The organism is Flexivirga endophytica (genome assembly GCF_014640635.1).
Taxonomy (GTDB): Bacteria; Actinomycetota; Actinomycetes; order Actinomycetales; family Dermatophilaceae; genus Flexivirga; species Flexivirga endophytica.
In genome coordinates this window covers 62,606-78,191 of the sequence record NZ_BMHI01000005.1, presented here as the reverse complement: position 1 = coordinate 78,191, position 15,586 = coordinate 62,606, and the positions used below count along the sequence as shown (strand labels likewise).

16 protein-coding genes are annotated in these 15,586 nt (G+C 68.0%); 4 read left to right on the top strand and 12 right to left on the bottom strand.

From position 1 onward, the window contains the following. Positions 1–9: 9 nt before the first annotated feature. Positions 10–1,305, top strand: coding sequence for a DUF58 domain-containing protein (locus IEX71_RS15640; protein ID WP_188837995.1), 1,296 nt, complete (start codon positions 10–12; stop codon positions 1,303–1,305). 123 nt (positions 1,306–1,428) lie between these two features. Here IEX71_RS15640 and IEX71_RS15635 read toward each other — a convergent pair whose 3' ends face one another. Then, positions 1,429–2,424, bottom strand: a complete 996-nt coding sequence (locus tag IEX71_RS15635; protein WP_188837994.1) for a stage II sporulation protein M — start codon at positions 2,422–2,424, stop codon at positions 1,429–1,431. A 23-nt stretch (positions 2,425–2,447) separates the two neighbouring features. On the opposite strand from IEX71_RS15635, the gene IEX71_RS15630 reads away from it, so the two are divergent. Further along, a complete protein-coding gene (locus tag IEX71_RS15630; RefSeq protein ID WP_188837993.1) occupies positions 2,448–3,302 on the top strand; it encodes an RDD family protein in 855 nt (284 codons plus the stop codon). A gap of 118 nt (positions 3,303–3,420) precedes the next feature. On the opposite strand, the gene IEX71_RS15625 is transcribed toward IEX71_RS15630, so the two are convergent. The 3 genes from IEX71_RS15625 to IEX71_RS15615 form a co-directional block, all read right to left on the bottom strand. Beyond that, positions 3,421–4,485 (bottom strand): adenosine deaminase, encoded by a 1,065-nt coding sequence (locus tag IEX71_RS15625; RefSeq protein ID WP_188837992.1) that lies wholly within the window; start codon positions 4,483–4,485, stop codon positions 3,421–3,423. After that, a complete protein-coding gene (locus IEX71_RS15620; protein ID WP_188837991.1) occupies positions 4,478–4,834 on the bottom strand; it encodes a cupin domain-containing protein in 357 nt (118 codons plus the stop codon). The genes IEX71_RS15625 and IEX71_RS15620 overlap by 8 nt, the downstream gene beginning before the upstream one ends. An 87-nt stretch (positions 4,835–4,921) precedes the next feature. Beyond that, the gene (locus tag IEX71_RS15615; protein ID WP_188837990.1) at positions 4,922–6,268 is read right to left on the bottom strand and encodes a thymidine phosphorylase; all 1,347 of its coding nucleotides are present in this window, start codon (positions 6,266–6,268) and stop codon (positions 4,922–4,924) included. Between the two features lie 165 nt (positions 6,269–6,433). Between IEX71_RS15615 and IEX71_RS15610 the strand changes: the two genes are divergently transcribed. Beyond that, positions 6,434–6,793 carry a hypothetical protein gene (locus IEX71_RS15610; protein WP_188837989.1) on the top strand — a complete coding sequence of 120 codons (360 nt, stop codon included), beginning with the start codon at positions 6,434–6,436 and terminating at the stop codon, positions 6,791–6,793. 98 nt (positions 6,794–6,891) lie between these two features. After that, positions 6,892–7,347: a hypothetical protein gene (locus tag IEX71_RS15605; RefSeq protein ID WP_188837988.1), complete on the top strand. Its 456-nt coding sequence runs from the start codon at positions 6,892–6,894 to the stop codon at positions 7,345–7,347. On the opposite strand, the gene IEX71_RS15600 is transcribed toward IEX71_RS15605, so the two are convergent. From IEX71_RS15600 to IEX71_RS15565, 8 genes are all read right to left on the bottom strand, one after another. Further along, entirely contained in the window at positions 7,324–7,797 is a 474-nt protein-coding gene (locus tag IEX71_RS15600) for a cytidine deaminase (protein ID WP_188837987.1), read from the bottom strand. The two genes, IEX71_RS15605 and IEX71_RS15600, sit on opposite strands and share 24 nt — an antisense overlap. Beyond that, the gene (locus IEX71_RS15595; protein ID WP_188837986.1) at positions 7,781–9,133 is read right to left on the bottom strand and encodes an ABC transporter permease; all 1,353 of its coding nucleotides are present in this window, start codon (positions 9,131–9,133) and stop codon (positions 7,781–7,783) included. The genes IEX71_RS15600 and IEX71_RS15595 overlap by 17 nt, the downstream gene beginning before the upstream one ends. Next, positions 9,130–10,419, bottom strand: a complete 1,290-nt coding sequence (locus IEX71_RS15590; protein WP_188837985.1) for an ABC transporter permease — start codon at positions 10,417–10,419, stop codon at positions 9,130–9,132. Before IEX71_RS15590 ends, IEX71_RS15595 begins: the two co-directional genes overlap by 4 nt. Further along, complete coding sequence (locus IEX71_RS15585; protein WP_308420988.1) at positions 10,416–11,933, bottom strand: ABC transporter ATP-binding protein; 1,518 nt, start codon at positions 11,931–11,933, stop codon at positions 10,416–10,418. Before IEX71_RS15585 ends, IEX71_RS15590 begins: the two co-directional genes overlap by 4 nt. A gap of 144 nt (positions 11,934–12,077) precedes the next feature. Beyond that, a complete protein-coding gene (locus IEX71_RS15580; RefSeq protein ID WP_229749782.1) occupies positions 12,078–13,187 on the bottom strand; it encodes a BMP family lipoprotein in 1,110 nt (369 codons plus the stop codon). A 193-nt stretch (positions 13,188–13,380) separates the two neighbouring features. Then, entirely contained in the window at positions 13,381–14,589 is a 1,209-nt protein-coding gene (locus IEX71_RS15575; RefSeq protein WP_188837984.1) for an amidohydrolase, read from the bottom strand. Then, positions 14,586–14,996, bottom strand: a complete 411-nt coding sequence (locus IEX71_RS15570; protein WP_229749781.1) for a barstar family protein — start codon at positions 14,994–14,996, stop codon at positions 14,586–14,588. The genes IEX71_RS15575 and IEX71_RS15570 overlap by 4 nt, the downstream gene beginning before the upstream one ends. After that, a complete protein-coding gene (locus IEX71_RS15565) occupies positions 14,993–15,463 on the bottom strand; it encodes a guanyl-specific ribonuclease (RefSeq protein WP_188837983.1) in 471 nt (156 codons plus the stop codon). The genes IEX71_RS15570 and IEX71_RS15565 overlap by 4 nt, the downstream gene beginning before the upstream one ends. Positions 15,464–15,586 lie beyond the last annotated feature (123 nt).

The window sequence follows — 15,586 nt, the reverse complement described above, 5'->3', positions numbered from 1 at the left end:
TGACCGGTCATGATGCTGACCGGGCGGACCGCCCTGCTCGCCGCGCTCGGCATCGTCGTCGTCCTGGTGCACCCGGACGTCTCGACGGTGTTGTGGTGGCTCGTCGTCGTCGCCGCTCTGGTGGGCATCGACCTCTGTTTGGCGCCCGCGACGACTTCTCTTGCGGCACAACGACTTCCGGTGCGGCCGGTGCGGCTCGGCGACAGCTCGGCCAGCACCTTGACCCTGCGCAACACCGGATCGCGCGAGCTGCGCGGCGCGGTCCGGGACGCCTGGCAGCCGTCGGCCGGTGCACGCGGCGAGCGTATGCCGGTCCGCCTGGCAGCCGGTGAGCAGACCCGACTCGTGGTCGAGTTGACCCCGACCCGGCGCGGCGACCGGCGGGCCGACCGGCTCACGACGCGCACCTCCGGGCCGCTCGGACTCGCCATGCGACAGCGGTCGGTCGAGGTTCCCGGAGCCGTCCGTGCCCTGCCTGCCTTCCCCTCGCGTCGGCACCTGCCCAGCCGGCTCGCACAGCTGCGCCAGATCGACGGCCGCTCGGCCGTCCGAACACGTGGCCAGGGCACCGAATTCGACTCGCTGCGGGACTACGTCGACGGTGACGACGTGCGCAGCATCGATTGGCGGGCCACCGCGCGTCGCCAGCACCCTGTCGTGCGCACGTGGCAACCCGAGCGTGACCGCCGGGTCGTGATCGTGCTCGACACCTCCCGCACGTCCGCCGGGCGGATCGGCGACAGCACTCGCCTGGACGTCGGCATGGACGCGACGTTGCTGCTGACCGCGCTCGCGTCACGCGCCGGCGACCGCGTCAGCTTCCTGGCCGGCGACCGCACGGTCCGCAGCCGGGTCGCCGGCGTCAGCGATCGCGCCGAGCTGCTGCACACCGTCATCAACGCGATGGCCACGGTCGAACCCGCTCTGGTGGAAGCGAACTGGCGTACCCTGCTCGGCGCCGGAAGTGCCCTGCCGAAGCAACGCTCGTTGCTCGTGCTGGTCACGCCGCTCGAACCGGCCGCCATACAAGAGGGCCTGCTGCCGGTCGTCGCGAACATCGCGCTACGGCATCGCGTCGTGATCGCCTCGGTGGCCGACCCGGGTGTCCGAGCGATGGCGGGCCGCCGGGACTCCACCGAGCAGGCGTATGACGCCAGTGCGGCCGAACGCACCGAGCTGTTGCGGAACGACACGCGCATCGCGCTGGAACGCCTCGGCGTGACGGTGCTGGACGAGGAGCCGGACGCGCTCCCCGTGGCGCTCGTCGACCACTACCTCCTGCTGAAGAGCCGCGGCCTGCTCTAGCAGCAGCCATCTCCGCCGAGAGGACAGGCAACACACCGAGAGGACAGGCGATTGCGGCTCAAACTGCCGATTTCGGGTGTCCTATCGATGAACGGGTGTCCTGTCGGCGGAAGGGGACCGAGATCAGGCACTGACCGGACGGGTCGCGCTCTGATCGGCGTCGCGCAGATCACCCGTGAACCCCGCCGCGACCGCGCGCCTGCCGAGCACGAAAACGTAGGCCAGGAACGCGATCTCGGCCAGCACACCGATGCCGATCCGTGCCCAGGTCGGCAGCGACGACGGCGTCACGAACGCCTCGATCGCCCCACTGACCAGGAGCACTCCGATCAGTCCGAGGGCGACCACGACGATCGAGCGGCCCTCGTGCGCCATCGCGTCGGCACGGCTGCGCGCCCCGGGTTCGACCCACGACCAGAAGAGCCGCAGACCACAGCCGGCAGCGACGAAAACCGCTGTCAGTTCGAGGATCCCATGCGGCAGGATCAGCCCGAAGAAGTCGCCGCCGTGGCCGTAGGACACCATGATCCCGCCCTGCACGCCGACATTGAGCACGTTGTTCCAGAGCATCCAGACGATCGGGAATCCCAGCACTCCGAACGCGATGCAGACGGCTGCGACCCAGGCGTTGTTGGTCCACACCCGCGCCGCGAAGTCGGCGCCGCCATACTCGGAGTAGTAGTGCCGGAAGTCGTGGTTGACCAGTTGCTGCGCGGCCTCGGGTGAGATGAACGACGTCTGCACCGCCGGGTTGCGCGCGACCCAGACGCCCAGCACCACAGCGACGACCACGTTGGCCAGCGCGGTGCAGATCCACCACCGCCGGGTCCGATAGAGCACCGCCGGCAGGTCACGCACCGCGAAGTCGCCCAGCCGCGACCAGGTCATCGTGCGCCGCCGCAGCGACGCGGTCCGTGCCTTGGCCAGCACCGTGGACAGGTACTGCACCACCGTCGGGTCCGGCGCGGCCGACCGGACGAGCGACAGGTGCGTCGCCGCCCGCTGGTAGAGGTCGAGCAGTTCGTCGGCCTCGGCACCGCTGAGGGTGCGCCGGCCACTCAGCGCACGCAACTGCTCCCATTCGGGGTAGTGCGCCGTGACGAACGCGTCGAGGTCCACGCCAGCGACTATATGCTCGCCGTATGCCCGACGCAGTCAGCACGCAACCGCGTCGCCTGCGCGGTGCGGACAGCGACCTGATGATCACCGGCGAGGCCGTGCTCATCGACGTGCCGTCGGCGCCGTTACCGACCCGGATGGTCGCCTCGCTGATCGACTGGGTGGTCTACATCCTGTCGCTGGTCGGGCTGGTCTTCGTCGTGTCGTTCGGGTCGGCCGGCAGCAGCGACGCCACGTTCAGCACGCTCATGCTGCTGAGCGTGATCGTGTGCTTCCTCGCGGTGCCGGTGACCGTCGAGACGATGAGCCGCGGCCGGTCGCTCGGCAAACTGGTCGTCAAGCTGCGCGTGGTGCGCGACGACGGCGGACCGATCGTCTTCCGACACGCCTTCGTGCGTGGCCTGGTCGGTGTGATCGAGCTGCCGCTGCTCAGTGCCGTCCCGGCGGTCATCGCCTCGGTGAGCAACTCTCGTGGCAAGCGGCTGGGTGACTTCGCCGCCGGGACCTACGTCGTCCGCGAGCAGACCGGTCTGAAGCTCAGCCCGCCGCCACCGCCACCGCCATACCTGCGGGCCTGGGTCGTCGGGGCCGACCTGGCGCCGCTGCCCGACGGGCTGGCGCTGGCCATCCGGCAGTTCCTGATCCGCCGCACATCGTTGACACCGGCGGCGCGCAGCGCTTTGACCGACAACCTGATGCAGCAACTGATGCCGCTGGTGTCGCCGCCACCGCCGGCGCACACGCATCCCGAGGACGTGCTGTCGGCAGTGCTCACCGCACGCAGTGATCGCGAGGCGGACCGGCTGCGACGTGAGCAGGCCACCCGCTCGCGGCTCCTGCCCCCGGATCCACTGCGCCAATCCTTTTGGCACGACTGATCCTCGATCGGGGCCCCGCGAAGTATCGGAGCGACGTTGCGGGGTCCTCGCGAAGTATTCGGAGGAGCGAAGCGGGGGAGAAACTTCGTGGGTGCAAGGAGCGGAGAACTTCGTGGGGTCAATATCCCGGCTTGATGATGTCGTCGATGATCGCCAGGCGCTCGTCGAAGGGCAGGAACGCCGACTTCATCGCGTTGATCGTGACCCAGCGCAGGTCGTCGACGGTCCAGCCCGCCTCGTCGACCAGCAGCTGCATCTCGCGCGACATCGAGGTGCCGCTCATCAGCCTGTTGTCGGTGTTGACCGTCACTCGGAAGCGCAGGTCCTTCAGGCGGGTGATCGGGTGGTCGGCGATCGATTCCGCCGCTCCCGTCTGCAGATTGGACGACGGGCACATCTCCAGCGGGATCCGGCGATCGCGCACGTATGCCGCAAGCAGGCCGAGCTTCTCGTCCGGCTTCCCGAACTCACCGATGTCGTCGACGATCCGCACACCGTGGCCGAGCCGTTCCGCGCCGCACCACTGGATCGCCTCCCAGATGCTCGGCAGACCGAAGGCCTCTCCGGCGTGGATGGTGAAGTGGGCGTTCTCGCGCTGCAGGTATTCGAACGCGTCGAGGTGCCGCGTGGGCGGGAAGCCCGCCTCGGCGCCGGCGATGTCGAATCCGGCGACCCCCTCGCCGCGGTAACGGACCGCGAGCTGGGCGATCTCGGTCGACTTCGCGGCATGCCGCATCGCGGTCAGCAGGGCGCGCACGACGATGCGGTCGCCACTGACCTGCTCGCCCTCACGGAACCCTGCGTTGACGGCCTCGACGACCTCCTCGAGGGTCAGCCCGCCCTCGAGGTGTTGCTCCGGTGCGTAACGCACCTCGGCGTAGACGACACCGTCGGCGGCCAGGTCCTGCGCGCACTCGGAGGCGACCCGCCGCAGCTGGTCCGCGGTCTGCATCACCGCGACCGAGTGCTCGAACGTCTCCAGGTAGCGCTCGAGCGAGCCGGAGTCCGCGGCCTCCCGGAACCACCGGCCGAGCGACTCGGCGTCATCCGCGGGAAGCGCGTCATACCCGCTCTCCTGCGCGAGCTCCACGATGGTCGCCGGTCGCAGGCCACCGTCGAGGTGGTCGTGCAACAGGGCCTTGGGCAGCGCCCGGATCTCGGGGCGGATCTGGCTGTCACTCATCGCGGTTGACCGTCTCGGGGGTGAACGCCGGCAGGCAGACCGCGATGTAGTCGGCGCCGTCCGGTCCGGTGGAGTATCGAATGCGTTCTCCGGCAGTGGTTTTCACCGACTGGCCGGCGGTCACCTCGGTGGTCTCCCCGTCGCCGTGCTCCACGATCACGGTGCCGCTCAGCACGATCGTGAACTCGTCGAACTCGGGCGTCTGGAAAGGCTCCGACCACTCGGCGGGCGCCCGCATGTGCGCAACGCTCAACTTCGACTCACCAGTGCTCGCGGCGCCGATGTGCTCGTCGATGATCTTGCCGCCGGGCACCGGGATCCGCACCGGATCTACGTAATGATCAACCATTCCGACACTCTAGTGAGTGCATACGCAGGTGGTGTGCGGGACCTCGATACGCTTCTCTGCTGCGCTCCCCGCTACTCGGCCACCTTGCTACGCGATCCGATCGATCACCAAAGGAGTTGTGTCCAGCGCGGATTCGCCGATCGACCACGCTCCCTGCAACGCCTCGCTCGCCCGAGAGAACCGGTCGGGTGTGTCGGTGTGCAGGGTGAGCAGCGGCTGCCCGGCGGTGACTCGGTCCCCCGGCTTGGCGTGTATGACGACACCGGCCCCGGGCTGCACCGGGTCCTCCTTACGGGCCCGGCCGGCGCCCAACCGCCACGCGGCGACACCCACCGCGAGCGCGTCCAGCCGTTGCAGCACGCCGCTGCTGTCGGCCGCGATGACCTCGGTATCGGTCGCAACCGGGAGCGTCGCACCCGGGTCACCACCCTGCGCGGAGATCATCTTGCGCCATACGTCCATCGCCCGGCCGTCACGTAACGCCTCGGCCGGGTCGACGTCGGACTTGCCCGCGGCAGTGAGCATTTCGCGTGCGAGCGCGATGGTCAGCTCGACCACGTCGGCCGGTCCGCCACCGGCCAGCACGTCAACCGACTCCTGCACCTCCAGCGCGTTGCCGGCCGTCAGGCCGAGCGGCGTCGACATGTCGGTGAGCAAAGCGACGGTCTGCACTCCGGCGTCCGTGCCGAGATCGACCATGGTGCGGGCGAGTTCGCGCGCCTGCTCGACGCTCTTCATGAACGCGCCGCTGCCCACCTTGACGTCCAGCACGAGCGAACCGGTCCCCTCGGCGATCTTCTTGCTCATGATCGAGCTGGCGATCAGCGGTATTGCCTCGACCGTGCTGGTCACGTCACGCAGCGCGTAGAGCTTCTTGTCGGCGGGCGCCAGGCCGGCTCCCGCCGCGCAGATCACCGCACCGATCTCGTCCAGCTGACGCAACATCGCGTCGTTCGACAGCGACGCCTGCCAGCCCGGGATCGACTCCAGCTTGTCCAGGGTGCCGCCGGTGTGCCCGAGGCCACGACCGGACAGCTGCGGCACCGCCACGCCATACACGGCGACGAGCGGAGCGAGCGGCAGCGTGATCTTGTCGCCGACGCCGCCGGTGGAGTGCTTGTCGGAGGTCGGCCGGGACAGCGAGCCGAAGTCGAGCCGCTCCCCCGAGGCGATCATCGCGGCAGTCCAGTGCGCGATCTCCTCGCGGCTCATCCCGTTGAGGAAGATCGCCATGGCGAGCGCGGACATCTGCTCGTCCGCGACGACACCCCGGGTGTAGGCGTCGATCACCCAGTCGATCGCCGCTTTGTCGAGGGTCCGCTTGTCCCTCTTGGTCGCTATGACGTCGACGGCGTCGAATGGCTCGTTCTTTCGGGGCCCCCACGAAGTATCGGAGCGAGGAACGAGCGGAGAACTTTGTGGGGTGTGGCTCATGGTGTCCGATTCTCCCAGTGCCCGGACCGATGTGCGCGGCGACCCGCAGATGCGGCAAAGTGTCCTGTTGCCCGGTGTGGAAATTCAGGGAACCGTCCACCCCGCCGGCGCGTCAGTGCTCCGGTGACGACGAATCCACACCTCGACCCCACAGGGAGGAACACCATGAAGATTGCTACCCGTACCGCCGCTGCGGCGCTGCTCATCTCCATGCCGATGGCGCTGGGTGCCTGCGGCAGCGACAGCAAGCCGGCCAAGGCCGACGTCAAGGCCGGTTACATCAAGGCCGTGAAGAAGAACATGGGCGCGTCCGGCGCGAAGGTCCCGGACTCGCTCTACAAGAAGATGGCCGATTGCATCGTCGACGAGTCGTATGACGATGTCAGTGCGGACACGCTCAACAAGCTCAAGGACGGCAACGTCACCAAGGACACCAAGGTCAAGTCCGAGGACAAGGACACGATGGACAAGGCCAGCAAGACCTGCCAGACCAAGCTGGCCGACGACTTCAAGAGCGTCGGCTGAGCCTTCGGGCAGCTGCGCAGAACGCCCCGGTCGGTGTGCAACCGACCGGGGCGTTGCTGCGTCCCAGTCCAAACATTCGACCCTCCGGAGAGGACACCATGCGTTCGCTTCCCACCCAGCGGGCCGCCGCCGCGGCCGTGCTGCTCGCCTTGCCGCTCAGCCTGGCCGCCTGCAGTTCGAGCTCGAGCAAGCCCGACAAGGTGGACAGCTCCACGCCCGCAGCGTCGTCCTCGAGCAAGGTGCCCGGCTCCGGCGACTCCTCCGCCACCGGTGGCACGTCCGCAGGTGAGGAAGGCAAGCCCAGCAAGGCGCAGGTCGCCGCCGGTATGACGGACTACTTCGTCGGCAAGGGCGTGCCGCGCTCACTGGTCAACGATGTCGCCGGCTGCGTCGCCGACAAGGGCTACACGCAGTTCTCGGACTCCACCCTGCGGGCACTGAAGAACGGCAAGGTGGGCAAGCTCAACCCGCTGGACGCCGGCAAGCTGACCAAGGTCACCACCAACTGCCTCGCCGGTGGCAAGGGCGCCTCACTGCCCAGCAGCGTCGGCTGACCGGTCGACCGATTCGCCGGCCGACCCCTGCGCGGACTCGGCCACGTGCTGCAGGTCCTGCGGGCCGAACGCCTGTGGCAATACCTCGGTCATCGGCAGCACGCCCTGCGGGGTCAGCAGCAGGCACTCCGCGCCGCCGTGCTCCCACAGCAATTGCCGGCAGCGGCCGCACGGCATCAGCGGCTCGCCGAGGCCGTTGACGCACGACACGGCCACCAGCCGTCCTCCGCCGCTGCGGACCAGGTCACTCACCAGGCCGCACTCGGCGCAGAGGGTGACGCCATACGCGGCGTTCTCGACGTTGCAGCCGGACACCACCCTGCCGTCGTCGACCAGGCCCGCGACGCCGACCGGGAAGTGGCTGTAGGGCACGTACGCGTGACGGGTCGCCTCCACCGCCTCGGCGGTGAGGGCTTCCCAGTCAGGCTCCACGTCAGTCACCCTTGACATACGGCTCGCCGTCCGCAGCAGGTGCGCGCACCCGGCCGACCAGCCCGGCGACCGCGAAGATCGTCGCCAAGTAGGGCAGCATCTGCAGCAGGTTGGAGTCGATCTTGACCGGCGTCGCCAGCAGCGACAACGCGGTCTGCAGTGCACTCGCGAAACCGAAGAACAGTGCCGCACCCAACGCGCCCCGCGGCGTCCAACGGCCGAAGATGAGCGCGGCCAGCGCGATGAAGCCCTGCCCGGACGTCATGTTCTTGTTGAACTGCCCGACCGACCCGATGGTCAGCGCGGCGCCGGCCAGGCCGGCGATGCCGCCACCGATGATGACGTTGCGATAGCGCAGCCGCAGCACGTTGATGCCGACGGTGTCCGCCGCCTTCGGGTGCTCGCCCACCGCGCGGGTCCGCAGGCCCCAGCGGGAACGCAGCAGCATCACGTCGATGACGATCACGATGAGGTACATCAGGTAGGTGATGATCGTCTGGTTGAACAGCAACGAGCCAACCACCGGGATGTCGCCGAGCACCGGGATCTTGATCGGACTGAACACGTCCGGCTGGTTGGTGCTGGTGGCGTCGTTGGCCATCATCGCGTCATACAGATAACCGGTCAGACCCAACGCGAACGCGTTGATGACGACGCCGAGGATGACCTGGTTGACGGTGAACTTGATCGCGAAGACCGCGAGCAGGGAGCCCGCGAGGCAACCGACGACGACTGCTGCGATCAGGCCGAAGTAGCTGCCTGCGATCGTGCCGAACAGGGCGCCCGCGAAGGCGCCGAAGAGCATCTGCCCCTCGATCGCGACGTTGATGACGCCGGTCTTCTCGCACATCAGGCCGGCCATCGAACCCAGGATCAGCGGTGTGGCCAGGAAGAGCGTCTGCTGCAGCAGCGAGCCGATCTGCACCGCCTGCTTGCCCTCGGTGCCCGCCCAGGTGAGGAAGGCCACCAGGAAGAGCAGCCCGGTGGCGATGCCGACCCAGCGCAGCGTGCTCTTGCTGAAGCCACGCACGATCTGCGCGACGCCCAGCAGGATGATCACGATGCCGCAGGCGACGATCAGGCCGACGCCGGGCAGTGAGAACTTCGGCACCGTGATGCCGGGGTCGGAACCGTTCAGGTCGAAGCTGGCCGACTGGGAACCGGCCGACATACCGAGCACGAGCGCCGTGATCAGACCGACCAGGATGATCGCCGCGCCGGTGCCGACCCGCCGGGCGGTCGTCTGCTTCAGCTCGACGACGTGCTGCTCGACGACCTTCCCCGGTGCGACCTCGACGGTTGCGACCGAGGAGTCGACGACGTCGGTGGAGTCGTTGTTCAGCTCGGGGCTCATCCGTTCCATCCCTTCGCCAGGACCGCCGACCCGGCCGATTTGCTACGCCGGAGCCGGAAGATCAACCGGATCAGGCCGGGCGCCGCGATGAAGATCACGACGAGGGCCTGCAGGACCTGCACCAGGTCCGGTGGGGTGGGCGTCGACGCCTGTAGCTGCCCACTGCCGGCGGTCAATGCACCGAAGAGGAGACCGGCCGCGAAGGTGCCCCACGAGGTGCCGCGGCCCAGCAGGGCGACGGTGATCGCGGTGAACCCGACGCCGCCGTCGACGCTGGCGGTGATGTGGTAGTTGTTCGCCTCGCCGAGGACCTGCGACGCGCCGGCGAGGCCACACAGCGCACCGACGATCACCATCACACCGATGTATGTCGCCGCGACGCTCATCCCGGCGGTGCGGGCGGCGTCCTGGTTGGAGCCGACCGCGCGGATCCGGAAGCCGAACGTGCCGTACTTCAGCAGCCACCACACGAACACCGTGGCGGCGATCGCGAGGACGAAGGAGAAGTTCACCCGCAGGCCGGAACCGAACAAGTGCCAGAACTGCGCGTTGCCGTCGACGGGGCGGGACACCGCCTGCTGGTATGGCGGAGCCTGGAACCACGTCTGGGTGAGCAGCCAGTTGATGAAGAAGACCGCGACGTAGTTGAGCATGATCGTCGTGATCACCTCGTGGGCGCCGGTCTTGGCCTTCAAGGCGCCGGCGAGCGCCGCCCAGATCGCGCCACCGATGATGCCGCCGATGATCGCCACGATGATATGGATGCCGGCCGGCAGGTCCCACGCGAAACCGATGTAGCCGGCGAGTGCTGCCGACATCAGGATCTGACCCTGGGCGCCGATGTTGAACAACCCGGCGCGGAACGCCAGGGTGACCGACAGGCCGGCCAGGATCAGCGGTGTCGCGTAGACCAGTGTCTCCGAGATCGGCGAGAGCAGTTGTCCGCCGTTCGGGTTGTAGATCGCGCCCTCGAAGAGCGCCACGTAGGCGTTCTTGACCGCGTCCCAGCCCGTGGTGAGAGTGTCGCCCGGTGCTGCGGTGAAGTATTTCGCCGCGCTGCGGGTCGCGTCGTCGGACACCACGATGAGGATCGCGCCGACGATCATCGCGCAGATGACCGCGAGCACCGTGACCACCGCGGGGTGGTCACTGCGCAGAATCTGGCTGATCGTCTCGCGGGTCCTGTCGTCGCCGGACTCGGCCTGCGCGAGCTTGGTGTCGCCCTCTGCCGCGGGCTCCTCCCCCGGGTCCTTCTTCTTCCCGAGGTCCGGGCCTTCGGGGCTCATGCGCTCTCCTTCGTGTCGGAGATCTGGCCGGCCATCAACAGGCCGAACTCCTCCGCTGTCGCTGTCGGCGGCAACTCGCCGATGATCTTCCCGCCATACATCACACCCACCCGGTCGGCGAGGGCGATGACCTCGTCGAGCTCGGTGCTGACCAGCAGCACGGCGGTGCCGCGGTCGCGCTCCTCGACGATGCGTTTGTGCACGAACTCCTGCGATCCGACGTCGACACCACGGGTCGGCTGGGAGACCACCAGCAGGCGCAGCGGCCGGCTCATCTCCCGCGCCAGCACCACCTTCTGCTGGTTGCCGCCGGACAGGGTCGAGGCCGCCGATTCCGCGCTCTGCGTGCGCACGTCGAACTCGTCGATGCGCTCGGAAGCGTTGCGGGAGATGGCGCTGAGGTTCAGCGAGATCGCGTTGCCGAACGGCGCTTCGTCATACGTGTCGAGCACGAGGTTCTCGGCGATACTGAAGCCGCCGACCAGACCGTCGTGCATCCGGTCCTCGGGGACGTAGCCGACGCCGCGGCCGAGGATCTTGTCGGTCGTCTCGTCGGTGACGTCGGCGCCTTCCAGCGTTATCCGCCCGGCGCTGGGCTCGATGAGGCCGACGATGGCCTCGGTCAGCTCGGACTGGCCGTTGCCCTGCACGCCGGCGATCGCATAGATCTCCCCGCCGCGGACGTCGAGCGAGACGTCGTCGACGAGGACCTGCCCGGTCGGCGCGGTCACGCTGAGGCCATCGATGCCCAGCACCACCTCACCTGCATCGGCAGGCTCCTTGTCGACCTTCAACTGCACCGGCCGGCCGACCATCATCGCGGCCAGCTCGGCAGGGCTCGCGGTGGGCTCGGCCTGTCCGACGACCTTGCCACGGCGGATGACCGTGATGGTGTCGGCGATCGCGCGGACCTCACGCAGCTTGTGGCTGATGAAGACGATCGACGTGCCGTCCGCCTTCAGCGAGCGCATCACGTCCATCAGGTGATCGGTCTCCTGCGGCGTCAGCACAGCGGTCGGCTCGTCGAGGATCAGCACCTTCGCGTGGCGTGCGAGCGCCTTGAGGATCTCCACCCGCTGCTGGATGCCCACCGGCAGGTCCTCGACGAGGACGTCGGGGTTGACCTCGAGGTGGTAGTCCTTCGACAGGCGGCTGACGACGTCGCGCGCCTTCTTCTGGTCCAACATGCCTGCGGACCGGGTGTATTCGTCGCCCAGCATGACGTTCTCGGCGACGCTGAGCACCGGCACCAACATGAAGTGCTGGTGCACCATGCCGATCCCGGCACGCATCGCATCACCGGGACCGTTGAACTTCTGCGCCTCACCGTCGACGACGATCTCGCCCTCGGTGGGTTCGTACAACCCGTAGAGCACGTTCATCAACGTCGACTTGCCGGCGCCGTTCTCGCCGAGGAGGGCGTGGATCTGGCCGGGCTCGACCACCAGATCGATGTGGTCGTTGGCCGTGAACGAGCCGAACATCTTGGTGATGCCACGCAGTTCGAGCTTCACGCAGGGACTCCTAAATCTGACTTTCACTCCGCCGTGGCAGCAACTGTAAGTGCTGGCACGGGCCGAAGACCGCGCATCGGCATACGTCACGACACGGCGGCGGGGTGGGTGGCTCGGCGAGCCACCCACCCCGTTCGGCGCTTGTTACTTCGGCTGGCTCGGCGAGGTGATCTTGATCTTGCCGGCGATGATGTCGGCCTTGACCTGGGTGATCTCCTTCTTGAGGTCACCCGGCACCTTGGACTCGAACTGGTGGTAGGGCGAGAGGCCGACACCGTTGTCCTTCAGCGTGCCGACGTAGTTGCCGGTCGGGAAGGTGCCGTCGGCAGCCTTCTTCAAGTAGGTCTCGACACCACCGGAGAGGTTCTTGGTGGCGCTGGAGATGAAGTACTTGCAATAGTTGGCGGCACTCTGGCAGCCGTCGGTGTCGACCCAGATCAGGTTGAGCTTGCCGCCCGATGCCTGTGCTGCGGCACCGGCGCCCAGGCCGGAAGCACCGGCAACCGGGAAGACGATGTCGGCGCCCTGGCTGACCATCGCCTGCGTGATCGACTTGCCCTTGTTCTGATCGGTGAACGAACCGGAGAAGGTGCCGCTCTTCTGGTTCTTCTCGTTCCAGCCGAGCACCTTGACGCTCTTCTTCTTGGTCTTGTTGAAGTACTGGACGCCCTCCCAGTAGCCGTCCATGTAGATCGTCACCGGCGGGATGGACAGGCCGCCCCAGGTGCCGACGGTGCCGCTCTTCGTCATACCCGCGGCCAGGTAACCGGCGAGGAAGCCGGCCTGAGCGGTGTTGTACTCGATGCCGTAGATGTTCTTGGCGTTCTGGTTGCCGTTGTCGATCTCGGCGAAGTGCGTCTTAGGGAACTGCTTGGCGGCCTTCTTGAGCGCGTCGCCCATCAGTCCGCCGACCGCGATGACGGAGTCACAGCCGCCCTGGGCGTACTTGGTGAGGTTGGGGGTGTAGTCGCTGCCCGAGTTGGACGGGACGTACTTGACCTTGATGTTCGGGTTGGCCTTGGCCGCGGCCTGCATGCCTGCCCAGGAGTTCTCGTTGAACGACTTGTCGTCCACACCACCGGTGTCCAGCACCATGCAGGCGCTGAGCTTGTTGCCCGTCGCCTTGCCAGTGGCCGCCGCCGACCCCTTGGCGCCGCCGCTGGTGGAGTTGTTGTCTGCAGGTTTGCTACCGCAGCCGGCAAGCGCCATCGCTGCAACGGCCGTGACGGCCGCAATCTTCATCACCGAACGCACGGTGTCTCCTTTTCGTGGTGCAACTTCTTGTGAAAGCCTGAGCGGTGGCTCCGCGGTTGCGGGTGCCGAAGGCGTGGACGGATCCCCCGAGGTCAGTCACCCGCGGTGGGGCAAGTCGGCAGCCTAGCCGGGCGATGCCGAACACAACCATTGATTGCAGTTCTGGGATCGAACTGTTATCTGCGCGAACGTGTCAGGCCTCGCTCAGTGCTGCTAGGGCGAGCATCCGGCTGCCCACACCGATCGCCGCCTCGTCGATGACCAGGTCGCCCTGGTGCAACTCGTAGGTCGGGCCGTCGGGCGCACGGGTGCCGAGCCGGGCGAGTGCGCCGGGAGTGGCCTGCAGCAACCAGGAGAAGTCCTCGCCGCCCAGTGATTGGCGGGTCGGCACGACGCTGCGATCACCCTCGGACGCGCGAGCGGCGGCTGCGAGCGCCGCGATCGCAGCGGCATCGTTGACGACCGGCGGGACCCCGCGGATGTGCTGCACCTGCGCGGCCACCTTGTATGGCGCAACGATCTCGTGGACCACCTGCTCCACCAGGCCACCCACGCGTTTCCACTCGTCGGCGTCCAGCATCCGCAGGGTGCCGACGAGGTGCCCGGTCGCGGGTATGACGTTGGCGGCGTTGCCGGCCTCGACCTGTCCCCACACAAGCGCGACACCGGACCGCGGGTCGAGCCGACGGCTCAGCACGGCGGGCACCTCGGTGAGGACCTTGCCCAGGGCGAACGTCAGATCGGCGGACAGGTGCGGGCGGGAGGTGTGGCCGCCGGGGCCGGCGAGGGCGATCTCGATCTGGTCGCACGCCGCGGTGATCGGTCCTGTGGTCAGCCCCACGGTCCCGACGTCGATGCTCGGGTCGCAGTGCACGGCCAGCGCCCGGTCGACGTCGTCGAGGACTCCGGCAGCGAGCACGTCGTGTGCTCCCCCGGGCATGACCTCCTCGGCGGGCTGGAAGATGCAACGCACTGCCAGGTCACGCGCGACGAGCGTCGGCTCGATCGTCTTCAGCGCCAACGCGACTCCCAGCACGACGGTGGTGTGCACGTCGTGACCGCAGGCGTGGCACAGCCCCTCGACCGTCGACCGGAACGGCAGCCCGCTGCGTTCCGGCACGGGCAGCGCGTCCAGGTCCGCGCGCAGCGCGATCCGCCGCGTGGGATCGGTGGCCCCGAGGTCGGCGATCAGTCCGGTGCCGGGCAGCGCGGTGACGGCGATGCCGGCCGCGGTGAGCGTGTCCCGCAGGAACGCCGTCGTGCGGGTCTCGCGGCGGGCGATCTCCGGGTGGGCGTGCAGATCCCGGCGCCAGGTGATCAGCTGCGGGAGCAGTCGCTCGATCTCGGCGACGACGGCCGCGGCAGGGTCTACAGCCGTGCACGAAGAAGCAAGTTCACTCACAAGTCGTTCATGGTACGTCCGGCGTCCTCAGTGCCGCCGACCAGCACCAGGAACGGCCCGATCGCGCCGCCGGTGCGGTCCGCTCGCTCGGCGAAGATCTCCGCCGCCGTCTCCCGGACCGTGGGCTCGAGACCGCCGGCCCCGCGCCACAGCACGAGCGTGCCCGGACTGGACGCGACGTCGCTGAGGCTGTCGGCGAGAGCGTCCCAATTGGCGCCGAACCAGTCCGGCAGGTCGAACGCTGCCCGGCATACATCCAGGAAGTAGGGCTTGTCGTGCCCGGCCGAGGTGTCGAGCTCGACGACCCGCCATCCAGCGCCCGCGCCGGCCGCGCGAGCGCCCGCGAGATCTTCGGTCGGGTGCAGGCCCGACGAGCCCGTGGCGATGAGGTCAGCTGGTGTAGTCACTGGATGATCCTCTTGAAACTCTCGTAGTGATCGGCCGTGTAGTAGAGCGTGCCGTCGCGCGCCCGGATGATCCGGCGCGCTCCCCTGTCGGGCGATCCCGGTGTCTTCACGGTGTATTCGTGGTAGTAACCCGAGGACTCCCGCGGCAGCAGGCGCTCGCGGTTCTGGAAGACCGTGCCGTCCTGGTGGTACGGGAACGGCCCGCCCTCCTTGATCAGTGCGATCGTCGTGCGTGCCTCGTCCGGCAACTGCGCGACGGTGACGGTGAGCATTCCGTCGTTCGGGTGGTCCCGGCCGCCCGCCCCGACGCTACTCGTCACCGCCGGTGTGCCGCCGCCCTGCCCGCCCGCGCTACCGCCGGAGCTGCTCGCGCAACTCGCGAGCACGCAGACCAGAGTGATGAGGACGAGGAGTCCGAAGACGCCGGGTATGAACAGATCCCGAATCCGCTTGACCCGATGCAGCATCCGGTCAGATTAGCGGTATGACGGCCGACTGCCCTTGATTGACCGGCATACCAAATGATTGAGCGGCAGCCCGATATGTGCGATTTCGGTATGCCGGTCGATCCGGGGGTATGCCGGTCGATC

Coding starts and splice junctions, on each gene's coding strand:
- IEX71_RS15640 (WP_188837995.1), top strand. CDS start 10: ATGATGCTGACCGGGCGGACCGCCCTGCTCGCCGCGCTCGGCATCGTC.
- IEX71_RS15630 (WP_188837993.1), top strand. CDS start 2,448: ATGCCCGACGCAGTCAGCACGCAACCGCGTCGCCTGCGCGGTGCGGAC.
- IEX71_RS15625 (WP_188837992.1), bottom strand. CDS start 4,485: ATGAGTGACAGCCAGATCCGCCCCGAGATCCGGGCGCTGCCCAAGGCC.
- IEX71_RS15620 (WP_188837991.1), bottom strand. CDS start 4,834: ATGGTTGATCATTACGTAGATCCGGTGCGGATCCCGGTGCCCGGCGGC.
- IEX71_RS15615 (WP_188837990.1), bottom strand. CDS start 6,268: ATGAGCCACACCCCACAAAGTTCTCCGCTCGTTCCTCGCTCCGATACT.
- IEX71_RS15610 (WP_188837989.1), top strand. CDS start 6,434: ATGAAGATTGCTACCCGTACCGCCGCTGCGGCGCTGCTCATCTCCATG.
- IEX71_RS15605 (WP_188837988.1), top strand. CDS start 6,892: ATGCGTTCGCTTCCCACCCAGCGGGCCGCCGCCGCGGCCGTGCTGCTC.
- IEX71_RS15600 (WP_188837987.1), bottom strand. CDS start 7,797: ATGTCAAGGGTGACTGACGTGGAGCCTGACTGGGAAGCCCTCACCGCC.
- IEX71_RS15595 (WP_188837986.1), bottom strand. CDS start 9,133: ATGAGCCCCGAGCTGAACAACGACTCCACCGACGTCGTCGACTCCTCG.
- IEX71_RS15590 (WP_188837985.1), bottom strand. CDS start 10,419: ATGAGCCCCGAAGGCCCGGACCTCGGGAAGAAGAAGGACCCGGGGGAG.
- IEX71_RS15565 (WP_188837983.1), bottom strand. CDS start 15,463: ATGCTGCATCGGGTCAAGCGGATTCGGGATCTGTTCATACCCGGCGTC.